This window comes from Streptomyces sp. NPDC008121, from assembly GCF_042957155.1.
In the GTDB taxonomy this organism is placed as follows: domain Bacteria; phylum Actinomycetota; class Actinomycetes; order Streptomycetales; family Streptomycetaceae; genus Streptomyces.
Window position 1 is genome coordinate 1 of the sequence record NZ_JBIBHT010000024.1, and the last position, 24,125, is coordinate 24,125.

The 24,125-nt window shown below is 68.0% G+C and carries 24 protein-coding genes and 7 pseudogenes; 16 read left to right on the forward strand and 15 right to left on the reverse strand.

What is annotated here, in order from left to right:
- Window positions 1–119 precede the first annotated feature (119 nt).
- The 3 genes from ACFZBD_RS33795 to ACFZBD_RS33805 form a co-directional block, all read right to left on the reverse strand.
- Window positions 120–266 (reverse strand): hypothetical protein, encoded by a 147-nt coding sequence (locus ACFZBD_RS33795; RefSeq protein WP_391147264.1) that lies wholly within the window; start codon window positions 264–266, stop codon window positions 120–122.
- A 121-nt stretch (window positions 267–387) separates the two neighbouring features.
- Window positions 388–786: an IS3 family transposase gene (locus tag ACFZBD_RS33800; protein ID WP_391147313.1), complete on the reverse strand. Its 399-nt coding sequence runs from the start codon at window positions 784–786 to the stop codon at window positions 388–390.
- A gap of 18 nt (window positions 787–804) precedes the next feature.
- Window positions 805–1,155, reverse strand: a complete 351-nt coding sequence (locus ACFZBD_RS33805) for a transposase (RefSeq protein WP_391147315.1) — start codon at window positions 1,153–1,155, stop codon at window positions 805–807.
- Here ACFZBD_RS33805 and ACFZBD_RS33810 point away from each other — a divergent pair.
- The 4 genes and pseudogenes from ACFZBD_RS33810 to ACFZBD_RS33825 all read left to right on the forward strand — a co-directional run.
- Window positions 1,132–1,552: pseudogene (locus ACFZBD_RS33810) on the forward strand (transposase); the annotation flags it as partial. The gene ACFZBD_RS33805 and the pseudogene ACFZBD_RS33810 overlap by 24 nt on opposite strands.
- Before the next feature lie 100 nt (window positions 1,553–1,652).
- Window positions 1,653–1,988, forward strand: coding sequence for a hypothetical protein (locus ACFZBD_RS33815; RefSeq protein WP_391147265.1), 336 nt, complete (start codon window positions 1,653–1,655; stop codon window positions 1,986–1,988).
- A gap of 24 nt (window positions 1,989–2,012) precedes the next feature.
- Entirely contained in the window at window positions 2,013–2,201 is a 189-nt protein-coding gene (locus ACFZBD_RS33820) for a hypothetical protein (RefSeq protein ID WP_391147317.1), read from the forward strand.
- A 120-nt stretch (window positions 2,202–2,321) separates the two neighbouring features.
- Window positions 2,322–2,819 carry a hypothetical protein gene (locus ACFZBD_RS33825; RefSeq protein WP_391147268.1) on the forward strand — a complete coding sequence of 166 codons (498 nt, stop codon included), beginning with the start codon at window positions 2,322–2,324 and terminating at the stop codon, window positions 2,817–2,819.
- Window positions 2,820–2,841: 22 nt separating this feature from the next.
- Here ACFZBD_RS33825 and ACFZBD_RS33830 read toward each other — a convergent pair.
- Window positions 2,842–3,336, reverse strand: a pseudogene (locus ACFZBD_RS33830) (relaxase domain-containing protein); the annotation flags it as partial.
- Between the two features lie 722 nt (window positions 3,337–4,058).
- A complete protein-coding gene (locus ACFZBD_RS33835; RefSeq protein ID WP_391147271.1) occupies window positions 4,059–4,292 on the reverse strand; it encodes a hypothetical protein in 234 nt (77 codons plus the stop codon).
- A gap of 204 nt (window positions 4,293–4,496) precedes the next feature.
- Here ACFZBD_RS33835 and ACFZBD_RS33840 point away from each other — a divergent pair, with 204 nt between their 5' ends.
- Together ACFZBD_RS33840 and ACFZBD_RS33845 are read left to right on the forward strand one after the other, a co-directional pair.
- Window positions 4,497–4,892, forward strand: coding sequence for a hypothetical protein (locus ACFZBD_RS33840; RefSeq protein ID WP_391147274.1), 396 nt, complete (start codon window positions 4,497–4,499; stop codon window positions 4,890–4,892).
- 123 nt (window positions 4,893–5,015) lie between these two features.
- A complete protein-coding gene (locus ACFZBD_RS33845) occupies window positions 5,016–5,243 on the forward strand; it encodes a hypothetical protein (protein WP_391147277.1) in 228 nt (75 codons plus the stop codon).
- 423 nt (window positions 5,244–5,666) lie between these two features.
- On the opposite strand, the gene ACFZBD_RS33850 is transcribed toward ACFZBD_RS33845, so the two are convergent.
- The 3 genes and pseudogenes from ACFZBD_RS33850 to ACFZBD_RS33860 all read right to left on the reverse strand — a co-directional run bounded on the left by ACFZBD_RS33850 (window position 5,667) and on the right by ACFZBD_RS33860 (window position 8,308).
- On the reverse strand, window positions 5,667–5,801 hold the full coding sequence (locus ACFZBD_RS33850) for a hypothetical protein (RefSeq protein WP_391147280.1): 135 nt from the start codon (window positions 5,799–5,801) through the stop codon (window positions 5,667–5,669).
- Window positions 5,802–6,646: 845 nt separating this feature from the next.
- A pseudogene (tpg, locus tag ACFZBD_RS33855) lies at window positions 6,647–6,882 on the reverse strand (telomere-protecting terminal protein Tpg); the annotation flags it as partial.
- Between the two features lie 193 nt (window positions 6,883–7,075).
- Entirely contained in the window at window positions 7,076–8,308 is a 1,233-nt protein-coding gene (locus ACFZBD_RS33860; RefSeq protein ID WP_391147283.1) for a hypothetical protein, read from the reverse strand.
- A gap of 351 nt (window positions 8,309–8,659) precedes the next feature.
- Between ACFZBD_RS33860 and ACFZBD_RS33865 the strand changes: the two genes are divergently transcribed.
- Window positions 8,660–8,947 (forward strand): hypothetical protein, encoded by a 288-nt coding sequence (locus ACFZBD_RS33865; protein ID WP_391147319.1) that lies wholly within the window; start codon window positions 8,660–8,662, stop codon window positions 8,945–8,947.
- Here ACFZBD_RS33865 and ACFZBD_RS33870 read toward each other — a convergent pair.
- Window positions 8,872–9,308: pseudogene (locus tag ACFZBD_RS33870) on the reverse strand (transposase); the annotation flags it as partial. The gene ACFZBD_RS33865 and the pseudogene ACFZBD_RS33870 sit on opposite strands and share 76 nt — an antisense overlap.
- A 775-nt stretch (window positions 9,309–10,083) precedes the next feature.
- On the opposite strand from ACFZBD_RS33870, the gene ACFZBD_RS33875 reads away from it, so the two are divergent.
- From ACFZBD_RS33875 to ACFZBD_RS33885, 3 genes and pseudogenes are all read left to right on the forward strand, one after another.
- A complete protein-coding gene (locus ACFZBD_RS33875) occupies window positions 10,084–10,731 on the forward strand; it encodes a hypothetical protein (protein WP_391147287.1) in 648 nt (215 codons plus the stop codon).
- A gap of 164 nt (window positions 10,732–10,895) precedes the next feature.
- Window positions 10,896–11,457 (forward strand): annotated as a pseudogene (locus ACFZBD_RS33880) (IS30 family transposase); the annotation flags it as partial.
- Between the two features lie 4 nt (window positions 11,458–11,461).
- Window positions 11,462–11,749, forward strand: a pseudogene (locus ACFZBD_RS33885) (integrase core domain-containing protein); the annotation flags it as partial.
- A gap of 141 nt (window positions 11,750–11,890) precedes the next feature.
- Here ACFZBD_RS33885 and ACFZBD_RS33890 read toward each other — a convergent pair.
- Window positions 11,891–12,076, reverse strand: coding sequence for a hypothetical protein (locus ACFZBD_RS33890; protein WP_391147290.1), 186 nt, complete (start codon window positions 12,074–12,076; stop codon window positions 11,891–11,893).
- Window positions 12,077–12,722: 646 nt separating this feature from the next.
- Between ACFZBD_RS33890 and ACFZBD_RS33895 the strand changes: the two genes are divergently transcribed.
- The 3 genes from ACFZBD_RS33895 (at window position 12,723) to ACFZBD_RS33905 (ending at window position 19,250) form a co-directional block, all read left to right on the forward strand.
- A complete protein-coding gene (locus tag ACFZBD_RS33895) occupies window positions 12,723–17,966 on the forward strand; it encodes an RHS repeat-associated core domain-containing protein (RefSeq protein WP_391147293.1) in 5,244 nt (1,747 codons plus the stop codon).
- Window positions 17,967–18,227: 261 nt separating this feature from the next.
- Window positions 18,228–18,710, forward strand: coding sequence for a hypothetical protein (locus ACFZBD_RS33900; protein WP_391147295.1), 483 nt, complete (start codon window positions 18,228–18,230; stop codon window positions 18,708–18,710).
- Between the two features lie 231 nt (window positions 18,711–18,941).
- Window positions 18,942–19,250, forward strand: coding sequence for a hypothetical protein (locus tag ACFZBD_RS33905; RefSeq protein WP_391147297.1), 309 nt, complete (start codon window positions 18,942–18,944; stop codon window positions 19,248–19,250).
- A gap of 6 nt (window positions 19,251–19,256) precedes the next feature.
- Here the strand turns inward: ACFZBD_RS33905 and ACFZBD_RS33910 are convergent, their stop codons facing one another.
- A complete protein-coding gene (locus ACFZBD_RS33910; RefSeq protein WP_391147299.1) occupies window positions 19,257–19,568 on the reverse strand; it encodes a hypothetical protein in 312 nt (103 codons plus the stop codon).
- Between the two features lie 821 nt (window positions 19,569–20,389).
- Here ACFZBD_RS33910 and ACFZBD_RS33915 point away from each other — a divergent pair.
- The 3 genes from ACFZBD_RS33915 to ACFZBD_RS33925 are packed head-to-tail and all read left to right on the forward strand — an operon-like array spanning window position 20,390 to window position 22,163.
- Entirely contained in the window at window positions 20,390–20,860 is a 471-nt protein-coding gene (locus ACFZBD_RS33915; RefSeq protein ID WP_391147302.1) for a hypothetical protein, read from the forward strand.
- A 35-nt stretch (window positions 20,861–20,895) separates the two neighbouring features.
- Window positions 20,896–21,729, forward strand: coding sequence for a hypothetical protein (locus ACFZBD_RS33920; protein ID WP_391147303.1), 834 nt, complete (start codon window positions 20,896–20,898; stop codon window positions 21,727–21,729).
- Window positions 21,642–22,163: a TetR family transcriptional regulator gene (locus ACFZBD_RS33925; protein WP_391147306.1), complete on the forward strand. Its 522-nt coding sequence runs from the start codon at window positions 21,642–21,644 to the stop codon at window positions 22,161–22,163. The genes ACFZBD_RS33920 and ACFZBD_RS33925 overlap by 88 nt, the downstream gene beginning before the upstream one ends.
- Here the strand turns inward: ACFZBD_RS33925 and ACFZBD_RS33930 are convergent.
- The 4 genes and pseudogenes from ACFZBD_RS33930 to ACFZBD_RS33945 all read right to left on the reverse strand — a co-directional run.
- Window positions 22,097–22,489: a hypothetical protein gene (locus tag ACFZBD_RS33930; RefSeq protein ID WP_391147309.1), complete on the reverse strand. Its 393-nt coding sequence runs from the start codon at window positions 22,487–22,489 to the stop codon at window positions 22,097–22,099. The two genes, ACFZBD_RS33925 and ACFZBD_RS33930, sit on opposite strands and share 67 nt — an antisense overlap.
- A gap of 146 nt (window positions 22,490–22,635) precedes the next feature.
- Window positions 22,636–23,014: pseudogene (locus tag ACFZBD_RS33935) on the reverse strand (DUF6415 family natural product biosynthesis protein); the annotation flags it as partial.
- 343 nt (window positions 23,015–23,357) lie between these two features.
- The gene (locus ACFZBD_RS33940; RefSeq protein ID WP_030325187.1) at window positions 23,358–23,561 is read right to left on the reverse strand and encodes a cold-shock protein; all 204 of its coding nucleotides are present in this window, start codon (window positions 23,559–23,561) and stop codon (window positions 23,358–23,360) included.
- A gap of 239 nt (window positions 23,562–23,800) precedes the next feature.
- The coding region (locus ACFZBD_RS33945; protein WP_391147311.1) for a hypothetical protein at window positions 23,801–24,125 on the reverse strand (325 nt) is incomplete at its 5' end.

Genomic DNA, 24,125 nt, shown 5'->3' on the forward strand with positions numbered 1-24,125 from the left:
GTCCCGGCCTTCCCGCCGCCTCCTGCGCCTGCACTGTCCGTTCCGTCACTGCCTGCATTGCCCCCGGCGGCCGAGGGCGCCAACCGGCCGCTGCTGCCGCCGCCGTCGGGCCCGCACACTCACAGCGGCAGTGTCTGGAACAGCTTCCGCCCCAGTCGTTCCGCCCTGGCCAGGCCCTCGGCCGTCAGGCCTTCCTGCCGGGTGAGGCGACCCAGCGGGATGAGGACTTCGCTGCGGCGATGCTGCATCAGCTCGGTGCTGCTCATCTCCAGGAGCAGAACATCACCCGGGCTTTTGGTTCTAGCTGGCGGCCGCCACGGCAGCGTTGAGAGCGAGGGCGGGGCTGGACTGCGGTGGCGGTGACGTTCCCAGGGCGCATGCCGGAGGTCATAGTGTCCAGGCCGGCCATCGCGTAGTCGGCCACCTCGCGGGTATCCAGGCCGATGACCGTGGCCAGGCAGGTGATGTCGAGACCAGCTTCGTGCCGGCCTCGGCGGCGGTGAAGTCCCGCCCGGTCAGGTCCGGCGACGGCGCGGCCTTCGTGTCCGCCTTCGTCATGCTGCGGCGCTTGCGGCGGGTGACACCGCGGATGCCGCGCTCCCGCATGATCCGCTCGACTTTCTTCCGGTTGATCCGACGGCCCTTGCGCCGCAGTACGGCCGTCACGCGCGGGGCGCCATAGGCCCCCCGGGGACGCATGTGGATCTTCCGGATCTCCCCCGGCGAGTCTGTCCTCCTCCCTCTGCCTCGCCCCGGCCGCCGGTTTCGCCGCGAGACAGGCGTAATACGCCGGGCGCGCGACCTTCAGAACCCGGCACAAGAGCGCGACGGGCCAGCAGCCGCCAGGGGTGACCTCGGACGCCTTCTCCGCGTCGATGAACGCGTAGCGCGCGACTGCTTCGTCTTCCGGTTCGCGAAGAAGGCGGTCGCTTTTCCCAGCACCTCGACAGCCTGCTCCTGCTCGCGCACTTTCCGGCGCAGCCGGACCAGTTCCTCGCGCTCGGCAGTGGCCAGCGCGCCGGCCGGGCCCTCGCCCCGGTCAACCGCGGCCTGCTTCACCCAGCCCCGCAGGCCCTCGGCGCTGACCCCGAGCTCCCGGGCCACCTCCGTCACCGTCCGCCCGGAGGAACGGCCGGCTGGGCCCTGGCGGAACATATGCGGACCGAGCTCGTCACCGGCGTGCTCGCCGCCGCCCAGCGGACCCGCGGCAGCCTCGCCGGAGCGATCATGCACACCGACCACGGAGCCCAGTACACGAGCAGGGCATTCGCCGAAATTTGCAGGTCAGCTGGGGTGATCCAGAGCATGGGCGCGATCGGGGTCCAGCGCGGACAACGCACTCGCGGAGTCCTTCAACGCGGCCTTCCAAAGAGAAAAACTCCAAGGCAGAAAAGCCTGGCCAAACGAGCACGAGGCACGCCTCGGCGCTTTCCGATGGCTTCACCGATACAACACCCAACGCCGCCATTCCCGCCTCGGACAACGCAGGCCCCATCGCCTACGAGACGGCAGTCACGACGACAACATCAACTACGCTGGCGAAGCCGCATAACCCGTGTCCAGGATTCGGGGTTAAGGCCCCTCCTGCATCAGGACGCCTCCGGCCGCGGCATGACCGTAACCACGGTGTCTCCGGCGGTCGTTGGTGTTGTGTGACGAAAACCAAAGAGCACACCGGGGACACCTGCCCGCCTGTCTGCCAGTGCCGCCTGCCGCTGTCCGCGCGCACCGTCAACCATCTCGCTGACCTGCTACGCCGCCACCTGAGGACGATCCGGTCCCGGTGGCGGATCCTGCCACCGGGGAAGATCGCGGTGATCGTCCTGGGCATACTGCGTCATGACCAGCGTCTGACCGGCATGGCCGGCGGTAACAGCGTCTCCGAGTCCACCGTCCGCCGCTGGCGCGACGAACTGATCCGACTCCTCGCCGCCCAGGCACCGCACCTGGACCGCGCCCTGAAGAGGATCGCCAAGCAGGGCGGGTAAGTCGTCCTGATCGACGGCACCCTCATCTCGACCCAGCGCCGCACCGGCAAGGCTGACCGCCGCAACTACTCCGGAAAGCACCGACGCCACGGCCTGCACTTCCTCGCCCTGGCCAACGAGACAGGCCGCCTGATCTGGATATCCTCCGCCCGGCCCCCACCCTCCACCAGCGCAGACGCACAGTTTCGTGTGCGTCCCCCACCAGACCGCTGACGCGCAGTCAACGAACCGAACCCGAGTGTTTCGGATCGATAGGAAGCGTTTTGCTGGAATTTAATTCCCCGATGATTACAGTGACCGCAAGCATGCGGCGACAAGAAAGCGATATTTAACATGAAAAAGACTTTGCTCGGTTCCGGGCTGGCGGCGGTTGCTGTATCCGCCTGTCTGGCCTCCTCGGCGTGGGCCGGCGGAGTGGAACAGACTACGGCTGCGCCACTCGTTAATGTATCCCTTTCTCATGGGCGGCCGTTTGACGGCAGTCTCAGTATCCAGCCGGACGGCTCCTGGAAGGTCTACCACATCGACCCCCGCGATGCCCCCTTCGTGTGGGACGAGGGTCGCCTTTCCAAGCTGCAGCGCTCAGCTCTCGCCACCTATGTCCAGGCCTTCCGGGAGAAGGAGGCCGCCCTCCCCTCCCAGCCTGCAGAAGGCTGCATTTCTGAGTACCAGCTCACCGTCGGCAAGGCCGGAGAAGCCGTCTCGCTCAAGGGGTGCTTCGACAGGGATAAACAGAATCCAGACCTGCCGAATTTCAACGCCGCAGTGAATCTGCTGCTCAAGGCCACGACGTTCGACGATCGGTCGGTCGTGCCCCCGCTCGGCAGCTGAGCCTTGCCCAGAAACGTATACTTCAGCCCAGTGTGACAAGCAGGGTAGTCGCGGTGAGTGGTTTCGCCGGTGGAGCAAAGCGGACCCGCCCGATGCTTCGCGGCCCGGACCCCGTTTCGGGGAGCCGGGCCTGCGAGCAGCCCGTTCGAAGCGGAAGCCCCGCTCCGCTCCACGGTCTCGTTGCAGAGCGCGGCAACAGCTGGTCACGGAGCAACGGCCGGCCCGACCTCGCCTCGTAGTGGCGGAAGCGCGCGGCGGCCAGACCGCCGGCCGGCCGGACCCGGTAGATGCCGTCCTTGCCGTACCGGATGACCGCCACCTCGTCCTCGATCCACTCCAGCACCCGCTCGATCGCCCGCTCGTGCGCGGCCTCGATCGTCCGCCGGGTCTCCTCAGCCCCGAACGCCCACAGGACGTAGATCGCCGGCTGCTGCCGGAACACGAAGTCGACACCGGTCACCGTCACCCGGCGTCCGAGGGCGCCGGCCCGATACGCCTTCTTCGGGGAGTCGCCCTGGGCGAGCCGGTCACACGCTGCTCAATCGTGAGCAACTGGCCGCGTTGCTGGCACGGCAGGGCCGGCTCGACGAGCTTCGGGCAGCGGCGGCGACTCCGGGTATGCGATGCAACGGCTCGCGAGGTTGCTGGAGGAGCGCGGCGACGTGGAGGGGGCGATCGCGGTCTACCGGCAGGCCGGCGGCCCCGTTGCGGCCGACCATCCCCACTCGGCTGTCGAGCTCGCGCAGCTCCTTGCCCGGCACGGACGGGGGACGGAAGCGATCGACGTGATGCGCGTCCAGGCCGACGGCCGCAAGGGGGACGACTGGATCCTCCGCACCCTGGCCGGTCTGTGTCTCGCCCTGGGCCGCTCCGAGGACGGCCTGGCGCACCTCGACCGCCCTCGCCGCCGCCCGCGGGGGCGAGGAGGACTAGGTGGAGGTGCAGGATGCGGTCGGCGATCTCGTCGGGGCTGCCGGCGAAGACCATGCCGCCGGGGCCGAAGGCCGCGGAGCGGTCGGCGCGGGGCGGGGCCGGGCGGCCGAGTTCGGCCATCATGCGGTGTTCGTACGCCAGATAGAAGGAACCCGCCGACGGCGACAAAGTCGAGTACGAGATCGGATGTGCACGCGGACCGCAGGCGGAACAGGTCTACCGTTCCCCCCTGTGCAGGGTGCTCCGGTCCGAGTCCGGCCAGGGGTAAGGATGCCCCCGCGGAGAGGGTTCGCAGGGGGCGGTGGGTCAGCCGAGGAGGTCGCGTACGCGCACGGTGCGGGCTCGGCGCCGGCGTTGCGGAGCGTTCAGACGACCAGGTGGGGTGAGCGGTGTGGGGGGTTTCCACTGGGCGTGGCAGGCGGCCCAGAAGTCGCTCCACGCGGCTGTTTCGGTGGGTCCGTGCCCGGTGATGCGGCTGCCGGGGCAGGTGACGGTGTAGCCGTCGGGGGTCAGCTCGATCGACACGCCGGTGTGCGGCATCGCCACCACCTCCACAAAGCAGGTCCTGCGGCGTGATAGTGCCCCTCAGTGTGGCCCGCCCTGCTGCCTCACGCCATCCCAAGCCGGCGGCTCCAGCCGGAGCGGGGCCTTTGCGGGCACTCGATTATGCGGTCATGCGTTGGGGCGGGATGTGAGTGCTACGAGAGGGGGCGGCAGCGCCGTCCGTTACCGATGCGAGGGTCCGTGCGTGTGCAGCAGGCGTTCCGGCTGGATGATCTGTCCCATGTCCGTCTCGCCGCCCGCAGGGCCGGCAACCCGTTCTTCGACCGTATGCGGGTCGAGGAGTCCTTTGCCCGGACGGTGTTCGTCGGCCGGGGACTGCTCTTCCTTACCCGGCCTGCGCCGTCACGCCCGCACTGGCGCGTACACCTGGCGTTCTTCGCTCCCCTCGATGAGGGCGCCTGGCTGGTCCTGCTCCCCCACCACCAGCACCACAGCGGCCCGGCCCAGGCGCAGCAGGCGGCAGAGACCCTCGCCGCCCAGATGCACCGCGCCTCCTGGCACCAGGCCGTAGGCCTGTTCGCCCGCACCACACACCACGCACCGACAACTGTCGGTGTCCTGAGCAAAGACGGCTGAGTCAGCCGTGTTATCTCCGGTCCCTTCCGGCCGCCCGCCGGTGTGCAGCCCCTGCCCTCCGGGAGCGCAAGGGCCCCCGCGGACGGTGTGGCGGCGGAGTGCGGGGTGCCGGATGGTGGAGTCATGGCAGCGTTGATCATCGTGGGAGACCCGGCGGAGAACGGCGGCCGGCAGGTGAGTGTGATGCGCCAGGGACGCGAGGACCCCCTGGGGACAGCTTTCTCCGAGCAGGAAGTGATCTTCTTCCTGGAAGCGGCCGGGCTGAGCGACCCCGCCGAGATTCTGGACGACCCCCGCTGGATCCACTGGCGCGGCGGCCGCGCCTGGTATCCGTCACCGACTGGCAGCTGACATGGGGAGGGGGTGTGGGGGCTCTGGTCGAGGATGGGCCAGAGCCCCCGCACAAGGGGCCGCGTTCTTGTGATGACAGTGTGCACGCCACGCGTCCGGCATCCTCAACGAGCCACCCGCCCCCACGTCACGCCTGCGCACTACGGCACCGGGCACGCCTACGACACCGGGCACGCCTGCCTATCCACGGCCAGAGGCCGTCTGGACTCATCAGCCCCACACGTCAAACCTGCAGAAAAACAGCTGTGAACTGCTGCTTTACAACGATCGTCGTGACCGGCAGGAGGGAGCAGCACGGGCTCTGGCCGGTGTGGCTGGTGCCGCCGTCATTCTGTGCGCGGCGCCGTCCACCGCGCAGGCGGGCGGCGCACCATCAGCGGGCACCGGGCCGTCGAACGTGACCGTCAGTCCCTCCCAGGTGCATCAAGGCGCGCTGCTGACCATCACCGCGTCCGGGTGCGCCAGCGGCGGTACCGTCACCTCGGCTGCCTTTCCGGCCGTGACTCTTCCCCCGGCGATCACGACGACCGCCACCGCCCGGGTGAACAGCACCGCCACCCCCGGCCCGCCCTGACCGTGCACTGCGGCACCGGAACCACCAACGCCTCCTTCACCGCCCTAAGCCGGCACCCCTGCCCAAGGCGGCCTCGGCGGCACCCGCGCCCCCAGCACCACGATGACGGCCATCGGCGGCACCATGACCCGCCCTGGCCGCCTGCACCGGCACCTGGCTCCTCACCCGCCGCTCGCACCCGCCACAACCGCACCTGACACCACCCGCGGCCCCGCACCAGCCGCCGCCCTATGACGTGGTCCCGGGCCGAGAGGCGAGCACCGGCCCGGGACCACATGCAGCTCACCGTGCCGCCTTTAGGGGGGATGCCAGCGCGTTCATCAGGGTGTACCTGGCTGTGCGTCGTGGCCGGGAGGCTCGTGGCGCAGCGCCAGCCCGGGATATTCCGGCGTCTCGCTGCCAGGGCCGTGGCCGAGGGGGGTCGCTCTGTCGCCTGCAGGCAGATGAGGCGGAGCCGCCCGACGTGCTCAGGCGCCCCAGGCGGGCGGACACGCTGCTGACGACCCAGGAGGGGCGTCAAAGCTCTGTCAGCTACAGCCCACGTCAGCGAAACGGGCCCTGCCAGCTTCGCCTCGGCAGGGCCCGTTCGTCGCCTCGGGAGCGATCTCATCGGAGCGAGCGTGCGGGCTCACTCGCTCTGCACAACGAGCCTCCCCGCCAGCGGACACGCAGTGCCAAGGGATTGGGGCGGCCCGGTGGTACTGCCCCCAGAGCGCATCTGGGCACCGGGCCTCGCCCGTACACGCCATATCGGCACGGGCTGCCGCCGGCCCTACGGGGCGGCCCGAGACAAGGGCCGGCCAGGGCGTGTGAGCGCATCCCCGGCCCGCTACAGCTCGAACTCGATGTGCTCAACGCCGGTGTACTCGACGGCCAGGCCGTGGGCGCGGCGGCCGCCGTCGCGGAAGTACACCTCTCCCAGTGCCTCGGCAGTGATCTGCCGCATCTGCTGTTCGCTGGCGCCCTGGGCTTGGGCGTCGAGGAGGCGGGCGGCGTGGTGGGGCGGGAGGGCGGGGGTAGGTGGCGTACGCGGGCGTCGTCGGTGGTGCCGACGGGTAGCGCGTATGCGCAGCAGTGGGCCGGACAGGACTTCTGCCCGGCCCACTGCGTCCGCGGCAGCGGGCGGGCGACTGGGCAGCCGGTCAGATCCGCTTCACCGGGCGGTGGGCCCGGGGCGGCGCCACCCGCCAGGCCGCCGTCGCTATGGTCCACGCCGTCACCGCGCCTGGGTTCATCCCGAGGGCAGTACCGCTGCGGGTCAGCGGTTCACGCGGGTGAGGGCTGCATCAGCGTTGTTGCGCCAGTTGGGTTCCTCGGTCTGAGAACCTGCCGCAGCTCCGGCGAGGATATTGGTGCCTCCGGGGGCGTTGGCCTTCACCGTGGCGGTGAAGACGGCCTGCTGGCCAGGTGCCAGGTCGGTGGTGGTCTTCCATACAGTGCCGCTCAGGCCGCGGTAGGTGCCGGTCTGGGCCGCAGGCGATGTGGACTGGACCTGGGTGTAGCGGTTGGTGCCCAGCACCGCGCTGATGTCCTCAGCCGTGCCCGGTCCGGCATTAGTGACCACAAGGTTGTAGGTGAAGGTGCCGTTGCGATTGACCGACGCCGGGCTCTGCAGGTCGAGGGCCACATCCGCCGGCCCGGCAGCGGGCTCGTCGTCGTAGGTGATGGTCACCTGGCCGTCGCCGGCTGGTGCCGCAGTGGGAGCCGCGCCGCCATCGGGGTCCAGGCTGGAACCGCCGCCCCCGCCAGCGCCACCGGAGAAGTCACCGAGGTTCGTTACTGCGCCGCCTCCGCCGCCGCCCCCTCCGGTGAGACCTCCGCCGCCTCCGCCGCCTGCGTTGGTCCCCGAGGGGCCATCTGTCTGCGAAGCCCCGCCATTACCGCCAGTGCCGGATTCACCAGGAGTGCCGTCAATACCGGCCTGGCCGTCAACGAATGCCAGGCCGCCACCTGTGCCACCGTAAGGGTCTGAGCCGGGCCCGCCTCCCTCAGCGCCGAAGACGCCTTCGCCGCCGTTTTCGCCGTTACTGCCAGCGGTGTCGGCAGCTCCGCCGTCAGCCCTCGACGGATCCGCCCCGGAGTCCCCGCCACCGCCGGCAGCCACCAGCAGACGCTCACTGAGACCGCTGCCAACAGGACGGACATCGCTTGCTCCGCCCCCTCCGCCAGAGTCAGAGAGACGGGACGGATCGGTGGTGCCCTGGCCGCCGCCGTTATAGCCGCCCGCAGGCGACCCGCCCGCGCCGCCGACGTAGACATCGAGCATCTGGCCCGGCGTCACCGCCAGCCCTGACGTAACACGTGCACCCAGGCCGCCGTCCTGGCCGCCCTGCGCGCCGTCAGCCACAACGGATACCGACGTAACCCCGGCCGGGACCGTGAACTGCTGGGGAGCGCCGGTGAAGGTGAAGGTTTCGGTGACCGGAGCAGCCGACGCCGGGCCGGCCGTGAACGTGACTGCCCCCGCGCACATCACCGCCGCACCGAACACGGCCCCCACCGTTCGCGCACCATGACGGCGCCGGGTACGCCCGTCTGCCGGCCGCTCTGCTGCTTGCGCATGTATCCCGGACATCTCATCACGCTCCCCAAGCCTCATGGGCACCGCCCGTCCCGGGCGCTGGCCTGCCGGGCCGCGCATCGCCGGTGGATCCGCCATCAGCGGGAAGCCTTCGCCTGGTCTTGGTGGATCCACCGCACTCGAGGATGAAGGCGTAGATCTTGGGGTGGCGCCGCCCTCTGGGGCGGAAGCGGGGGTCGACGGTGCGCGTCACTCGTTCTCTCCTGTGGTGTCCGAGCCCAGTTCCTTCTTCTCCCACGCGGTCTCCGGGGCGTACTGCGCGTGGTCCTGGAGGAGGCGGAGGTAGCCGACCTCTCGGCTGCCCCAGGAGTATCGGCGGGCGGCGGTGCGGAGCTCGGCGGCGGCGAGAGCGCTCGCAAAGGCGGCGAGCCGCTGGAGTTCGACGTCGCCCGAGTCCTGGACGGCGTTGAAGTAGGTGCCGGCGTTCTGCTCGTCGAGGCCGTGGCGTTCGGCTCGGCGGAGCTAGTGCCGGGTCAAGCAATGTTGGCCTTGTCTACGATGGCTCGAAGCTTGTTGTCGTTTACATGGCGGTTTCGCCAGATGATGTAGCGGCGGATCATGCTGCCCTGTTCTTTGTGGGTGGCGTGGTCGTGCCGTCGAGGGTGAAGTAGCGCAGAGCGGTGAACTGGGCTTCGATCCGGTTCAGCCAGGAGGAGTTCGTCGGGGTGTACGCGATCTCGGCATTGTTCGCAGCGGCCCACCTGCCGACCCGCTGGCATCCCTTCGTCGTCAGGTGCGGGGAGAAGTTGTCAGCCACGATCGCGATTCTGATATGGGCCGGATAGAGAGATCTGAGATAGCGGCAGAGTTCCAGGAACTGGGTTCGCCGCTTGACCGGCTTGATGTGGCCGTAGAGTTTGTCCTCACCCAGGTCGAGTGCGGCGAACAGGTGTCGTACTCCGCCGTACCGAAGGTCTTCCCGGCCGACGGCGCAGGCTGTTCCGACATAGCGCCGGAGGGCTTGCCCGTGCTGCCGTGAGCACGGTGTCCTGATTCTGGGAGGGATTCCCGGCCCTTTCCTCAACGGCGGGGCGCTGCGGTGCTGGTACCCGCCGCGATAAGGGGTTCCGTCAGCGACACCATTCCGAGGACAATCGCAGGGATCTTTTTGCGGAACTTCATAGACTTCCCTATGCAGTAACCCAGCTTTCCGAATCACAGCAAGCGCCGGGCATATGCCTGGCAGTGAATGGATTACCCAACATACTCACATGCAGAAACCTTGCGGCCGGCCCCCCGATCGGAGACTTCACAGACGAATAGAACACCCCTGACCGAGGGGCAGGCCCCTGAGCCTGCCTGTCCCATGGAATGGTTCACAGGCCACGGAGCCGCTGAGCTCCGTACGGAATAGCCTCAGAGCGCTGCGGTTTTGATACAGCAGGCCGCTGCAGCTGCCCCGGCTGCAGCCGTTCTCGTGTTCCGGCAGGGTGGCATGGCTGCCTTCCCCGGCGCCGGCCTTCCAGGGCAGGCCTGAGCCTCGACGGCCAGGTGCAGGCAACCTCCTCAGCCGCGCAGGCGGGGCGGTCCAGTTCCCGCATGAGGTTCGTGTAGGCGGGATAGCAGCAACGGGACCACACTCCAGGTCATACGCGAGACCGGCCAGTCACACGACAGTGTTCCGGGCGGCAGCGGGCCAGGGTGGTAGTCACAGGAACCGCGTCCCTTCTTCCGGTGGAGTGAACATGTCCCGTACTTCGACGAAGATCATCAGCGTGCTGGCGGGGGTGACGCTTCTTGGCGGAATCGGCGTCGGCAGTGCAGTGGCCGACACCCCTGTCTCGTCCTCGCGAGCCCCAGCCACCGCTCAGGACGCCACAATGAGCCCCCTTTCGCCAGATCCCGCCGCCAAGGGACAGGCCCAGTCGTTGCGTGATCTGCTCACACTGGCTGAGAAGGCCATAGCGAACTCGCAGTACAAATCCTCCACGGCGCTGGCAAGTTCGGTCGGATTTACGGGGCATGAGCAGGGTGCAAGAAGCACAGACGATCTTAAAGTCTGGGACTTTACGTTTACTCATCCTGGCTCTGTGAACCCCTTTGCGGCGGTCACGGCGACCGTTCACCCTGCGACCGGTGAGGTTGTCCTCCGGCAGGGCATGCCTGCACTGGGACAGGTCTCGCAGCTGCCCGAAATGACTCCGGAGCAGGCCCTGGATCTGGCCAGAGAGAAGTTTCCCTCCCTTTCCAGATTCGATGCTGTCAGGCTAAGCAATGACATTTTCTTTGATTCACCTATGCAGGGGCACCCCCATTACACGATCATGCCCTTCGACACCGGCCCGTCCATCTATGTGGACACCGTGACCGGCAAAGTCGCCCAGAGCGGCTGACAGCGTGACGCCGGGGGGCGTTCCCGTCGGCGCGCTCTGGCCTTGCGGGAGCACGGCCCGGAGGAAACGTGCATCTGCGCGCGCGGCGGGCTGCGTCCTGTTTCGCAATCCGTCGGTATGCCGTGACAGGGCGCGGCGAAGGCGCAGGGGTTGTATGAGTGGCTGCAGAGGCCGCAGACCGCGCGGTCCCGGGGCATTGGGAAGGCGATCTGATCATCGGGACGGGCCGGTCCGCGATCGGCACGCTCGTCGAGCGCAGTAGCCGGTCCACCCTCCTGGTGCATCTGCCGAGGATGGAGGGCTGGGGCGAGGTGCCGCCAGTGAAGAACGGCCCGGCGTTGGGCGGTTACGGCGCCGTCGCGATGAACACTGCCCTGACGGTGTCCATGACGAAGCTTCCCGGGCAGCTCCGCAAGACACTGACCTGGGACCGCGGGAAGGAACTCTCCGGGCATGCCCAGTTCGCGCTCGAGACCGGGACGAAGGTGTTCTTCGCCGATCCGCACTCGCCCTGGCAGCGACCCACGAACGAGAACACGAACGGGCTGCTGCGTCAGCTTCCCGAAGGGCACCGACCTGTCCCGGTGGTCCGCCGAGGACCTCGAAGCCGTCGCCCTGGCGATCAATAACCGCCCCCGCAAGATCCTCGGCTGGAAGACCCCGGCAGAGGCCTTCGAGGAACAGCTACGCTCGCTACAGCAGCCCGGTGCTGCAACGACCGGTTGAACTCGCCCAGTACAGGAGCCGGGCATTCGCCGAAGCCTGCAGATCAACCGGGGTTCGCCAGAGCATGGGTGCGATCGGCTCCAGCGCGGACAACGCACTCGCCGAGTCCTTCAATGCGACCTTCAAACGCGAGACGCTCCAGGGCAGAAAGAGCTGGTCCAGCGAGCGCGAGGCCCGCCTCGACGCCTTCCGCTGGCTGACCCGCTACAACACCCGACGCCGACACTCCCGCCTCGACAACGCAGCCCCCTCGCCTACGAAACAGCACTCCGAACAACATCAACTACGCTGACCCCAGCCGCATAACCCGTGTCCAGGATTCGGGGTCAAGGCCCGAACCAGCAGAGCCCCAGGGCTGGAGAGTTGAGCTTCGACAACTTGCTCAACAGCCCTGGGGCTCTGCCCGTTCCGCGCTCACCACACCGTCGCCGGATCAGTGGCCACTCTGAAAATGCTCAGTTTCTGCCCGGATCGAGCGCGACATGTGCCCGCCGAAGCCTTCGAAGGCGTCGGTCATGTCGTAGTGCTCGGCCCAGTCGGCTTCGGAGTCCTCCGCGATCGCGTGGAGCGCGCCGAGGGCCTGGACGAGCGCGTCGCCTCGTTGCCACAGCGGGAGCATGAGGGTCTTCTGCCTCCAGCTGCTCGCGTGCCGCGTCCTCGAACTGGCTGCAGCCCGCGGGAGGATCCGGCGAGTGCGCGCCGCAGCGGAGCCGGGGCTGCCTCGATCCGTCGCTCGCGCAGAATGGCGGCGGCCTGCTCGTCCTCGGAGCCGGCGGGGGCGACTGAACTTTGCGCGCTACTGTGCCACGCGCCTTTCCCGTCGGTCAGACCAACAATTCCATTCGGTCCGGCGTCCGGAAACTGCGGGGCGCCTCACTCGAAATTTCCGGCCATGACTTCGCCGGAGGCAAGCATGCCCTGACCGAGCTGGCGGCAGCCCCTCCGAGCGTGACCAAGGTGCGGGCCGACAGCGGCTACCAGACGAGCCTCATCCCGCACGGCGCCCGCCTCGGGATAGGCGTGGAGGTGGCACAGCGACCGAAAGAGCTGACTGCATTCTGTCCCGGCTGCCGCCTCATCGGCCGGCCCCGTCGCGCTCCGGAACAGGGTTGTGTGGACGCAGCCCTATGTCCCCGCGTATCTGGAGCCGGAACGTGCACTGCCCAACCCAGCCCCCGCCCGCCGCCCGCGTTCCGGAGCGGGGCGGCCGGGCCCGCCGCAGTGCGGGATGGTTGCGGCGCACCGCTCTTGCCACTGCGGTGGTGATGGCTGTCACCACTGTGCCCGTCCTCACCGCCCATGCAGCCACCGCCTCAGCCGCGCCGGCCGGGGTATCGGGGACCGTGGCGATGGGCGGCGGCGCCACCGCCAGCATCACTGAGCAGACCGGCGTCCTCGCTACCGCGTTTCCGCTGGTGTCGCTGCCTGGCCGCGGCGCTGCGGGCGTAGAGCTCACGCTCGCCTACGACCAGACGGCCGCGGGGGCGGGGGCGGACCGGCATGGCATGGGGCAGGGCATCGGCCTGGGCAAGGCGTTCATCAACCCGGATGACGGCGGAACCCTGCATACTGCGGGCGGCGGGTCCTACCCGCTGCGGCCCGGCGACACCAAGGGCACGGGCGTGCAGCGGTATCTCCTCAAGGACCTCGCCCTGCGCGATGCTCGCGGCGCCCTCCCAGAGCGCGAGGGCCTGGAGGGTGTGCCCCGGGATTACCGTTGGGTTCTCACCTACGATGACGGCCGGAAGAACTACTTTTCCGCCGAGGGCGACCTGATCGCTGAACAGGACCCCCACGGCCATGAGACCGCATACGCCTGGGAAGTACAGAACGGCCAGCACCGCCTGGAGCGGGCGGTGGATGCCTGGGGCCAGGCGGTCACCTTTGACTACAGCCGCGAGGACCGGGTCACTGTCACCTCACCGGTCCGCAGCGACGGCAAGCAGCCCGTCATTACCCTCCATCTGGCAGACGGGCGCCTCACCTCCGTCGCCTACCCGGAAGACCAGACGATCCAGCTTGCCTGGGACTACACCCCCGAAGGCCAGCCCGGACGGCTCCTGACCCGCATCGAGGCCCCTGCCGGCGCAGTCACCCGCATCGGCTATGACCAGCCGCACGGTTTCCCCATAGCGTCGTCGCTGAAGGTGACCGACCGGGAGGGGAAGGACCTCACCCCCGAACGCACCTTCCGTCTCGGTACCGAGGGGGAGCACGCCGGGCATGACTTCACCGGCCGCGGCCAGTACGACAGCGCCGACGCCCTGTTCGACAGCGCGGATGCCGACTACCGGTATGTAACCGAACTGTCTGACGGACAGTCCACCGTCCGCTCCGTTTACAACAGCCTCCACCTCCTCAAAGAACGCACCACGACCCTGAATGTTCAGGGTGAGCAGAAGCCGGTTCGCACCCAGAACCTCGCCTACGAGGGCGAGCGTGAAGACGGGCAGGCCCCGCCCCCGGCTTCGGCTCTTCCCGCCAACTACGGCAAACCCGTCCGCGCCGAGGTCACCGTCCACGACCCCGCGACGGGCAAGTCCCGCACCACCACCGAGACCGCCCGCTTCGACGAACACGGCCGCGAGACCGAACGCACCGACGTCACCGGCGCGAAGACCGTCACGCAATACGACCCCACCGCCCTCGATGCCCAGGAGGGCGGTGGCAGTGAGGGCAGTGACGGCCCACAGGAGGAGCCGGCCGGCTTCGGTCTGCCGGTGCGTATCACCGTCACCGGCCATGACGGCGCCGAGGCCGTCACCGAGAACACGCTGACTGACGACCGGAAGAGCATCGCGTCTACCCGGCAGCTGGTGAAGAACAAGGGCGAGAAGGATCCGTCCGCCCGCACCACGACGGCTTTCCAGATCAACGGTCAGGGCGAGGTCACGGGTAAGACGGTCACCTGGGCCGATGGTGTGAAACCTGACGGTGTCCAGGGCCCGGACGAGATCAGTGCGACGTACAAGAGCGTTGCCGATACCGCCGGGCACACCCGGACCGACACGGTGCAAAACGCTGCCGGTGTCAGCAGCCAGGTCACCGATCTGGTCACCGGACAGGTCATCCGTGTCACGGACACCGAAGGCCGTACCACTGAGACCGGCTACGACCAGGCCGGACGGGTCATCACTCAGAAGGTGCCGGGCGGGCCGAAGGGCGACGGCCTCATCGCGACCACTGCCTACACGCCACAAAGCACCACCGTCACCGCCCCGGGGAAGGACGGGAAGCAGCATGTGACCGTGGAGCACCGGGACCTGCTCGGGCGGGTAGTGAAGCAGACCGACAACATCTCCGGCGGGGCACTCACCGGCGATCCTGCCGCCCGCACTCTGCAGAGCGTCGTCTTCGAAGACGGGGGCCGGACCGCGAGGGTTACCGACGCCGCGGGGCGGACCACCCTGGCCACCAGCGATGAAATGGGCCGCCCGGTGAAGACGGTCGCGCCGAACGGCATGACCCAGCTCACCGTCTACGCGGATGCCGCCACCGCGGACACATCCACCGTCACCACCCTCACCCTGCCCGCAGGCGAAACCGACCCCGCCAGAGCCGTGGTCACCGCGACGGAAACTTCCGACCACGCTGACCGCCCCGTCGCCAGCGGGACCACGTTCGCCGACGGAACCATGCAGACCGGCAGCACGCAGGCCTACGACAGCCTCGGCCGCACGGCCGAAGCCGTGTCACAGGACGTGGCCACCACGCCCTCCTACGGCCCGGCCGGCACCCCGGCCGTCACCACGCTCACCCCGCAGAACACTGATGTGTTCCCCGGCCAGAAGATCACCGCAAGCAGTCCGCAGGACCTCACCGGCGCACCCGTAGTGAAAACCCTCACCCCCGGCCAGGATGCGGAGGCCGGCCGGTCCGGCACCAGCCTGGCCCGGGACGCGGCGGGGCGGGTCACAGAGGAACGCCACCCCGACGGCAGGAAGACTGTCTTCGAATACACCGCCGAGGGGCAGGTGGCAAAGGCTGTCTCCCCCTCCGGCGTCACCACCTCCTACCGCTACGACGAGACCACCGGGCAGGTCCTGGAGGTCACCGTCACCTCCGCGGACGGCAGGACCACGCAGAAGACCGGCTACACCTACGACCCGCACACGCGCGCCGTCACCAGCGTGTTCAACCCCGAGGACACCGATGGCAGCCGCATCTCCTACACCTACGACGCCGACGGCAATACAACCTCCGTCACCTATCCCGACGGCCGGACCCTCTCGCAGACCTTCAGTGAAGCGGGCCAGCTGAAGACGGCCACCGACATCACCGGCGCAACCACCCTCTACACCTACAACGGCGACGGCACCCTCGCCACGGCCGTCCAGCACGCCAAGGACAGCCCCGGAACTGTCCTGGCCCAGGTCTCCTACCGCTACGACGGCCTGGGACGGACCACCAACGTCATCCGCGGCAACCCCGAAGACGCCGGGAAGACGGTGACCACCCGCTACACCCACACCGGCGCCGGGCAGATCAGCAGCGAGAAGACCACCGGTCCCGGCGGCACCCTGCTCACCGGAGCCGACTACAGCTACGACTCCCACGGCAACCTCGCCCAGCGCACCGACACCCGCCCTGAATCCGGCGCAGACGGAGCCCCCGGCAAGCCGGCCACGACCACCACCCGCTACACCTACGACGCCTACAACCGCCTCACCGGATCAGACACCCGAAACGGTGACGCGAAGCGTGAGGGAGACGCACTCAGCAGCACCCGCTACACCCTCAACGTCTCCGGCGACGTCGTGAAGACCGAAACCACCCCGCACACCGGAGACCAGGCCGGGAAAACACAGGTCACCGAGCACACCGTCGACGCGGGCGGGCAGCTGACGGCCGTCACTGCCGGCTCCGGCCGCCACGAGCAGACCTTCGACAGCGAAGGAAACCTCCTCACCGGCCACGCCGGCACCGCCTACACCTACAACACCCTCGACCAGCCCCTCACCGTCACCGGACCCGACGGAAACACCACGCACTACACCTACTGGGCCGACGGCACCCGCCGCTCCGCCACCACCGGCGAGGACGGCACCCAGAAGACCACCGTCTTCCACTACAGCCCCGCCGGCACCCTCACCAACGACACCCACACCACCACCGGCACAGGCACCGACGGCCGGGACAGCGCAAACAGCGAGGGCCAGGGCACCACTGCTTCCTACCTCCACGCCGCCACCCGCGCCGCCCGCACCCTCTCGGGCACCGACGCCGCCGAAGCCTCCGCCACTGGAGCGGGCTACCTCCTGACCGACCGTCACGGCAGCACCACCGCCCTGGCCAGCGACAGCGGGGAAGTCCGGGCCGCCTGGAACTACACCGACTACGGCCAGCACACCACCGCCCCCGGCACACCCGCCCCGGCCGCTGCGGGCACACCCGCCCGCAGCGGCGCAGCGGCCAACCCCTTCACCTACGCCGGCGAATACACCAACCCCGAAACCGGCACCCAGTACCTCCGCGCCCGCCTCTACGACCCCGCCACCGCCCGCTTCACCCAGCGCGACCCCGCCGACCTCCACAACAAATTCCAGGCCTTCAACGCCAACCCCATCACCTACACCGACCCCACCGGCCACACCGCCGAACTCGACTGGGCCGTCAGCGGCACCATGCTCGGCGTCACCATCCTCGCCGCCGCCGTCTCCCTCGTCCTGGCTGCCCCCACCGGCGGAGGCAGCTGGGCCTTCTTCGCCATCGCCCTCGCCGGTGCAGCGCTGGACACCGCCAGCGCCGCTGTGTCCACCGCCGCCATGGCCACCGGAAAAAACCAGTGGGACAGCCCCCTCAACATCGCCTCCTACGTCCTGGGCGGCCTCGGCCTCGTCACCGGCGCTATCGGCGCAGGAGCCCAGCTCGGCCACAAAGCCCGCCTCGCCGCCGAAGCCGGCGGAGCCGCCGCCGAAGCCGCAGCCGACCTATCCCCCTACGGAAAGACCGCCGTCGAGCTCCATGAGATGGGCACCGGCCGGGAAGCCGGACTCACCAGCGCGATGCGGAACATCCAGAAGACCAACGGCGGAAAGCTGGCCGGTCTGCAGCACCGGGTGAAAACCGTGAAGTCCATCAACGAGAAACTCATCCGCGGCCAGCTTCCCGCCAACGCCCGGGAGGCGGCGGACTCGATCAACGACCTGAACCGCTACACAGTCGTCCTCGAGTCCGATGAGTACGTGCAGAAGACCAAAGCCTGGACCGACGAACTGGCTGGGCAATTCGAGTACGTCAGTAACATGAACTTCTGGGAACTCGACCACTACAAAGGCTTCAATACCACCTGGAAAGCGAAAGACGGCAAGCTGTTCGAAGTGCAGTTCCAGACCCCCGAGAGCCACAGCGCAGGAAAACTCACCCACCCCTACTACGAAAAGATGCGGAACCCGGACACCCCGCACCCCGAATACAACGAAATGTACACAAAGAGCGCCGAAATCTTCAGAACAGTAAGAGCGCCTGCCAGCGCCAAGCACACCGCCGCACTCCTCACAGCACGGTGACAGACCCCGGTGCGATCTCTCGCATTCGTGTCAGCGCGTGACCTATACATCTCTCACTCGACGACAGTGAACAGAGCGTGGTCTCTCATATCCATGGCAGCCGCTCCAAGCCCTGAATGATCCCCTGACCAGCAGCAGCGCACCACGGCCCACTGTCTCTCGCACCACTGTCCGCCTACCACAGCGCAATCCTGGTTCAGGGTCTCGACGCGCAGAGCGTGAGACCCGCAATTTCTGCTTCCTTCAATTTCCGTAAGGACCATGATGATAACCGCTTCCATTGCCTGCCCTGTTCTGGCGGGTGCAGCGCTTGCCGCGTTCACTTCGATTGCGGGTCCATCTGTACACGCGCATGCGCAGCCAAACATCTCCGAACCGAAGGAGAGAGCCGCTTACGTCCAGAATGATACGAATATCGGCCTCTCTCTGGGCAAGGCTGAAGGCGGCCATGGCAGCTTCATCCAGCATCCTGATTCGGTGGTGGCTCCCGGGGAGCGAGGGGAGTGGAAGTTCTGGGAATGGCAGTATGCCCACCCCGCCACCGTCGAGTACAAGATCGACGGGACTGGAATTACGTTGGCCACAAAGACGGGGTACCCAGGCGGCAACCCTATAGGAAACAAGTCGGCTGGTAAGTGCGAGGTTCTCGATGAAAACAGGCAGCCGTCATCTGCATTCACATGTTCAGTAGGTGGAGGAAAATTCGGGGGAGCCTATACGTACACCCTTAAGAAAAATGCATAACAATCCAGGCCTTCAGCTGCGGGCAGCTGGGCGGCTCCTGCTGCCGGGCCACGCCTGGCCGTCGGCGAGGCTGGTGGAGCGCTGCCCGACATCGCACCCGGCGTCGCCTTCGAGGGCGACGGCATCGGACGATGGCTCACGCGGCAAAGAGAAGCGAGCAACTCAGGCAGAACCGTGGCGGGAAGGGCACACCTTGAAGAGCTGCCGGACGGCACAGTGATCAAGCTGGGTGTGTTTCTGAGCAATCAGAAGGCCAGGCGCGACCGGTTGGATGCGGACCAACGGGCCGCACTCGCCGAACTGGGCTACCCCTGGGCCGAGCAGCATCGGCACTCCGGGACCGGCCTGCACACGCCCTACGACGTACACTTCGGTCTCGCCGAGCAGCTCCGCGAGATGCGTGCCGACGTCCTCCAGGCGGTCTACGCGAAGCACCCCGAACGCCTCGTCCGCAAACCACCGGAGCCCCCGAAGGTCCCCGCAGCGGCCTGGATCAACCAGTCGGCACCAGACGGCCCACTGACCCCAGCACAGCGTTAGAACGGTCTACCTGCCTTGATCGCTTTGACAGGTTCCGCTCTGCCCGCCCGCATGCCCATGGGCAGCGGATTCAATCTGCCGATCACACAGCGCACCGAGCAGCTGGACCCGGCTGCTGCTGTTGACCGGCGGCATCACCGAAGCCCGGGACACCGACGGCCGCGGATTCGGCGCGGAGCGCTTCACCGACTTCATCACCGCCACCACGCCGACGGCCTGCCGGTCGACGAGACCCTGCGCCGTCTCATGCGCGCCGTCACGGACTACCGCCAGGGGCGGCCGGAAGACGACGCCACCGTCCTGTTCTGCGGATGGCACGGACCGAGCACCCCGGCAGACTGATCAGGTTCAGCGCTGACCCGCTGGGCTTCCTTGAGTGATCACAGCACGCCGCCCTCTACCGTCTGGGCGACTGGCCACGCCGGAACCGCCAGGCGCTCGCCGATGCCCTCAACACAGAACAACACGCACCCCGACCACCCCGACCACCCCGGTCCAGCCACTGACCCCGCCTCTCAACCAGCCCAACACCCCAGGCCAGCCACCTCGCCGCACACCAACAAGTCCCACACCCAGGGTCAGCCTCGCTGGCCTGGGAGGCGTCGCAACCGGGCCCCGCGACTCCGGCAGGATCAGCGGCAATCTCCGCCGGCCCACGGCGCTACAACTGCCGCCTGCAGCGTGTCTTCCGCATCTCCGCACTCCGGCCCCATTGCGGCGAGTCCCGCCGGTTTTGCGGACGAAAGCGAGCCGAAGGCAGGCCGCATCCAAGCCGTCCTTGCCCTGGCCCGCCGTCGCGTCAATGTCCTCGGGGTCCTCCCCGCGACGGACGGAAGCTGCGAACCTCTGCCACCCACCGCTTTCGGGGCTGGGCAGACCGCATGAGGAATCAGTGGGTGCGCCGCAGCTCGGGCGGCAGCGTCTCCCTGCCTTCCGCTGGCCAACCCCCATTTATGGCCGATCGGATGATACCTCCATTCTGCATCCTGAGGTACTAATATAAGTACAAATGGGAGCCGGGAGACGGCGACCTCCAGGGGCTGAGTGCTTTCCGGCATGTGCAGGGTCCGGCTGGTGCTGGACGCCGACGAGAGAGACGAGGGTGTATGCGAATCCGGATCCCCGCTACCGGCGTGACGATGGCAGCTGCAGTCTTCCTGGCAGTCGCCGGAGGAGCCCCTGCTGCTTTTGCAGACACGCCCGCTCCTGGCAATGCGACGACGGCACCTGTCGGCTCCGCCGCGCCAACCTTTACGACTGCAGTTCATATCGTAAATAACTCCAGTCATGATCTGCAGCTGTCCGGCCTCCAGACCATAAACAACCTGAACGAGTACCACGCTTACCAGGATGGTCCTGCGACAGAGGCCGGACACACACTCACGGCTCACACAACTGACACCATCGACATGTATGAGATGGCAGGCTGGAACCAACTCAACCTGAAATACCGTCCGCTGGATATTCCAGGTTCCGGCAAGCTGGTCGAAGTGGACTTTTTCATCCAGGGGATGAATCTCAGCTTCCGGCAAAGCGGGGGCGGGCCTACAGAATTCGGCTTCGATTCTTCTGCTCCCGGAACTGTAGTAATCAGCGACGCCGATGCCTGATCATGCATGGCAGTGCTCCTCAGCCATGACGGGTCATGAATGCGCCCGGCAACCCCGAAGACGCCGGGAAGACGGTGACCACCCGCTACACCCACACCGGCGCCGGGCAGAAGACCACCGGTCCCGGCGGCACCCTGCTCACCGGAGCCGACTACAGCTACGACTCCCACGGCAACCTCGCCCAGCGCACCGACACCCGCCCTGAATCCGGCGCAGACGGAGCCCCCGGCAAGCCGGCCACGACCACCACCCGCTACACCTACGACGCCTACAACCGCCTCACCGGATCAGACACCCGAAACGGTGACGCGAAGCGTGAGGGAGACGCACTCAGCAGCACCCGCTACACCCTCAACGTCTCCGGCGACGTCGTGAAGACCGAAACCACCCCGCACACCGGAGACCAGGCCGGGAAAACACAGGTCACCGAGCACACCGTCGACGCGGGCGGGCAGCTGACGGCCGTCACTGCCGGCTCCGGCCGCCACGAGCAGACCTTCGACAGCGAAGGAAACCTCCTCACCGGCCACGCCGGCACCGCCTACACCTACAACACCCTCGACCAGCCCCTCACCGTCACCGGACCCGACGGAAACACCACGCACTACACCTACTGGGCCGACGGCACCCGCCGCTCCGCCACCACCGGCGAGGACGGCACCCAGAAGACCGCCTGCTTCAGGGCCTGCGCCGCTTCCCGGCGAGTGGCCTCCGCCGCGAGGCGCGCGGCGTGCGCGGCGGTCTCGGCGTCGGTGGTCGCCGTCGTCTGTGCGGTGATCTGGTGCTCGGCCGTCGCGACCTTCGCCGCGATGCTCATGCGCCGCACCTTCGCGTCCGCCTCGGACTCCTCGGTGTCCAGGACGCGCTGACGCTCGCGCTCCTCCCCGGTCGCGGTCTCATCGAAGCGCAAAGCGCCGCATGTGAACGATCACGAGTACGTCCCCCCCTCCAGACAAACGCGATTCTAGACGGCGCGTTCGCGGTGTTCGAACAGCGCGGCTACGCCCAGGCGTGCGTGAAGGAGATCGCACAAGAGGAGGGTGTGGCCAAACCGACCGTCTACAACCAACCGAGGACATCGGGTGGCGCCAGGCCCGCACAACGCTGCTCGAGGCCGTCGCACGCCACCACCACGCTCACCTGCTCGCCGCCATCGTCGAGCTCGGCGGTGAGCTGGAACTCCCCGCTACCCGTAACGGACGCTTCAGGGGCGCGGTACCCCCGAACGCTGCGCGGTCAGCGACGCCGGCCGCCGCCGATGCGGCGGTCGTCGGCCAGTGCGGTCAGCGGGCCGAACTCGTAGGCCAGCTCGTTCCACGTCAGAACCTCGCCACAGCGGGCCGGGAACTCCTTCGCGTTGAACTCGGGCATGGTCCAGGTACCCGTGCCCCGGTCCCGCAACCACAGGTCCCCGTCCCCGTCGACCACAGTCGGCGGGACCGGTACGGGCTCGGCCTGATCAGTGGGCTCCCAGGTGACCCGGCCCGGGTGGGAAACGCGGCGCAGCTCGGTGGTGGCCAGCCGCGCGGCCAAGTCACGGGTGGACTCTTCGGCGTCCTTGACCGACTCGAGTCGGAATGCGTCGTCAAGTACGGGCAGGGCTGGATTCTTGCTGCGCTTTGAACTCATACGCTGACTACCTCCGGTGGGGGGCGTCACATCCGTTATGGCACCCCGTAGAGCAACACGGTATCCGAGGCGGGAGCCGGGCCAGGCCTCTTGCGCCGGAACGGTCAGCAAGCCCGCCGACGCCCAGGAAAATGCTCTGCACCAGGTCAGCGACTGTTGAGTGAGGCGAGGAAGCACTCGACACGCTGACGAAGTAGCTGGGAGCAACCGTCCGGCCCACGGTTCAGCGCCCGCTCGGTACACCTCTCCGGGGCGAGCGCGGCCTCCAGGCGGTCCAGCCGTTCGTAGAGAGCGCGAACGAGGCGGGCTCGGTTCTGGACGCAGCGCACGGTGCCCTCCAGCGTCGCGGACAGCCGGCCTTCCGCCTCGCGCAGGACAGCGTCGCCGAGCGCCCAGGGGTCGCTGCTCTTCGGCAGCGTCGGCGCGACGCCGTACGTCGGCGGCGAGCGCGCGGGCGTGGCCGGTCAGATGGAGGGCGATCTGCTCGTAGTCGCGCGTCGCGAGCGGGTCCTCGCCGGTCCAGGCTGGGCGCCGCCGGGCTGTACAGGATCACATGAGGCGCTGACAGTGCGGCGTAGCCGGGCAGGCTGCGCGTCGTCTATCCGTACGCGCCTGTGGCCTCCCGTGGGGAGGCGCGCAGCTCGTTCAGACGATCGCCGCTGGCCTACAAGGCACAGGCTGAGTGGTCACACTGCTGCAGGAGCGGTAGATCGTGAGGCGCCGGCTGACCAACAGCGGGGGCATGCCGGAAAAGATCGCAGCTAGAGGACCGTCGCCGGGCCGGCTCGCACTGCGTCCGCCGCCTGCCCGGGCGGACGGCGAGGACCGAGGCACTGCGTCTGCCCCGGTCCTGGCCGTGTGGGTGGGGTCAGGCGAGGTTGATGTTCTCCGCCTGGGGGCCCTTCTGGCCCTGGGTGACGTCGAACGTCACCGTCTGGCCCTCCTGGAGCTCACGGAAGCCCGAGGAGTTGATCGCCGAGTAGTGGGCGAAGACGTCCGGGCCGCCGCCGTCCTGGGCGATGAAGCCGAAACCCTTCTCCGCGTTGAACCACTTCACAGTTCCCGTAGCCATGTCTCATGCCTTCCAGTCGATGAACGCCGCCCACACGGTGTGGGAGGCGGAGGTGATCGCCCTGGTTCCTGCGGCACAGCACAGCAAAAAGCCCACGCCGGAGGCATGGGCAAAGGGAAGATCCGAACCACGACAGCTGACACAAACGCTACACGCCCACACACCCTGTCACCAGAGGAAACGACTCGGCGCACCGGGGCGCAGGGCCCGCCGGAGTCCGGCGGGCGTGGGTACGGGTCTCAGGCCGCGGCCGCCGGACTCGCCGATTCGGCGGCGCGGCGGTATTCGGCGTTGATGCGCTGGGCCTGTTCGAGCTGGTCTTCGAGGACGATGATGCGGCAGGCGGCCTCGATGGGGGTGCCCTGGTCGACGAGTTCGCGGGCGCGTGCGGTGATGCGCAGCTGGTAGCGGGAGTAGCGGCGGTGACCGCCCTCGGAACGCAGCGGGGTGATCAGACGGTGTTCGCCTAAGACGTCGTTTCCTTTGGCGGTTTGGCTCGTTGTGCTGGGCATGACGAGTCTTGCCGAGCGGCTGGTGCCGGATGAGTTGTGGGAGTTGTTCCGC

What these genes read in the sequence shown, in the direction of transcription:
- ACFZBD_RS33795 (WP_391147264.1), bottom strand. Translation starts at nt 266, where the DNA reads ATGAGCAGCACCGAGCTGATGCAGCATCGCCGCAGCGAAGTCCTCATC.
- ACFZBD_RS33805 (WP_391147315.1), bottom strand. Translation starts at nt 1,155, where the DNA reads ATGTTCCGCCAGGGCCCAGCCGGCCGTTCCTCCGGGCGGACGGTGACG.
- ACFZBD_RS33825 (WP_391147268.1), top strand. Translation starts at nt 2,322, where the DNA reads ATGAAAAAGACTTTGCTCGGTTCCGGGCTGGCGGCGGTTGCTGTATCC.
- ACFZBD_RS33835 (WP_391147271.1), bottom strand. Translation starts at nt 4,292, where the DNA reads ATGCCGCACACCGGCGTGTCGATCGAGCTGACCCCCGACGGCTACACC.
- ACFZBD_RS33845 (WP_391147277.1), top strand. Translation starts at nt 5,016, where the DNA reads ATGGCAGCGTTGATCATCGTGGGAGACCCGGCGGAGAACGGCGGCCGG.
- ACFZBD_RS33875 (WP_391147287.1), top strand. Translation starts at nt 10,084, where the DNA reads ATGTCCCGTACTTCGACGAAGATCATCAGCGTGCTGGCGGGGGTGACG.
- ACFZBD_RS33890 (WP_391147290.1), bottom strand. Translation starts at nt 12,076, where the DNA reads ATGCTCCCGCTGTGGCAACGAGGCGACGCGCTCGTCCAGGCCCTCGGC.
- ACFZBD_RS33895 (WP_391147293.1), top strand. Translation starts at nt 12,723, where the DNA reads ATGGCTGTCACCACTGTGCCCGTCCTCACCGCCCATGCAGCCACCGCC.
- ACFZBD_RS33900 (WP_391147295.1), top strand. Translation starts at nt 18,228, where the DNA reads ATGATGATAACCGCTTCCATTGCCTGCCCTGTTCTGGCGGGTGCAGCG.
- ACFZBD_RS33915 (WP_391147302.1), top strand. Translation starts at nt 20,390, where the DNA reads ATGGCAGCTGCAGTCTTCCTGGCAGTCGCCGGAGGAGCCCCTGCTGCT.
- ACFZBD_RS33920 (WP_391147303.1), top strand. Translation starts at nt 20,896, where the DNA reads ATGAATGCGCCCGGCAACCCCGAAGACGCCGGGAAGACGGTGACCACC.
- ACFZBD_RS33930 (WP_391147309.1), bottom strand. Translation starts at nt 22,489, where the DNA reads ATGAGTTCAAAGCGCAGCAAGAATCCAGCCCTGCCCGTACTTGACGAC.
- ACFZBD_RS33940 (WP_030325187.1), bottom strand. Translation starts at nt 23,561, where the DNA reads ATGGCTACGGGAACTGTGAAGTGGTTCAACGCGGAGAAGGGTTTCGGC.